Below are 1438 nucleotides of genomic sequence, written 5' to 3' on the forward strand. Positions count from 1 at the left end.
TAGAGCTAGCTCGCTAGGAGATGACTCCTGAATTCGTCAGGAGTCATCTTTTTTAATGTCCATTGGTATCGCTCGGAGTTATAGTAGGCAATATATTCCGAAACACGAGCCCTGACTTCCGTAAGATTCTGACAATCTCGAACGCTCATTTCATCTTTCATATGCCCAAAGAATGACTCCATCGATGCATTATCCCAACAGTTCCCTTTACGGGACATGGACTGTTGAAAACCTGCCTGCTCAATGAGAAGACGAGTTTTAGGATGCGTGTAGTGCATGCCCTGATCGGAGTGGAAAATGGCTTCTGGATGAAGGTTTCCATCCAGCCGTTCCAGCAGGCGCCGAATCGTCTTTTCAACGAGTGGTAACTCTAGTGTCCCTGCTACACAGTCGGCAAGAATTTGTCTCGTTGCTCCATCTTTTATGCACGAAAGATAAGCCCACTGTCCGTTTCCGTACCGCAGATACGTGATATCGGTTAGAAAGACTTTCTCCGGCTCGTTCTGGTCAAATTGGCGTTTCAGTAAGTTTGCACAGGTCTGATGCTCCTGCGTAGCCTTTGCCATCTTACGGTACGGGTTAGCTTGCCGTATGGCCGCGACAAGGTTAAACTTACGCATTAATCGGCGAATCTTCTTGTGGTTCATGGTGACCCCGCTGAGGTGCTCCAAACGCATCTTAATCACCAAAGCGCCAGCTCTTCCTTGTAATGCGTCGAAGTGTTGCTTAATAAGAACAAGGTCACGTTCGTCGTCGGCTGTACGAAGTTGGCGTCTTTGCTCGGAGCCCAGCCATCTGTAATAGCCACTGGTGCTCACGGCGGCGACTTCACAGAAATAACGCGTCATGCGGCTGAGTCCATGGGCTCTCAGGGTGTAATAAATGATCTCGTAGCGCTCCGAAGGTGTTAAGGTCTTCCTTTGTTCCGTTCGAGCGCTTCGAGCTTTTTTAGAAAGTCGACCTCAGCTTCTAGTAATTTGATCTTCGCCTTTGCGCGCTTCAGTTCTTCGTCAGCAGACAAGGGACTTGCAGGCTTTCGCCCAGCGCTGCCTTTGCCACGCCGTTCTTCCAGTAGTCCCAGTTCACCATATTTAGCAAAGCTATCTCTCCAGCGTTTCAAACTATGCTTTGGTTTTTTAGAACCGATGAGATCCAGGTCAAAGCCCGCCCTAAGAAATATTTCTGACGGGGGTGTCCCCTCGTTGTAGGCCTTCACTGCCGCCAACTTAAACTCAGCAGTATACGAAATATTCGTCTCGGATACTCGCTGAACATTTGGATTCTTCTCTAATCTTCTGATGATATCTTCCGTAAATAGGGTTCGATTTAAGTTTCCCACAGCCTTATCCCGCTCCTTTTCCAATATTCTGATTAAAACACAAAAGACCCACAAGATGGTCACTTTTTTCAAAGTGTCTTTCTTGTGGGTCACAGTTCA

1 protein-coding gene is annotated in these 1438 nt (G+C 47.7%); it reads right to left on the minus strand.

The genetic code is table 11. From position 1 onward, the window contains the following. Nucleotides 1-5 precede the first annotated feature (5 nt). Nucleotides 6-1339, minus strand: a protein-coding gene (locus C162_RS37190) for an IS3 family transposase (protein WP_442792484.1) whose coding sequence is annotated in 2 segments (ribosomal slippage) — nt 6-958 and nt 958-1339 — 1335 coding nt in all. Because the reading frame shifts where the segments join, the coding sequence is not laid out codon by codon here. Nucleotides 1340-1438: the final 99 nt, after the last annotated feature.

The sequence above is a fragment of the Paenibacillus sp. FSL R7-269 genome (genome assembly GCF_000517865.1).
In the GTDB taxonomy this organism is placed as follows: Bacteria; Bacillota; Bacilli; order Paenibacillales; family Paenibacillaceae; genus Paenibacillus_AQ.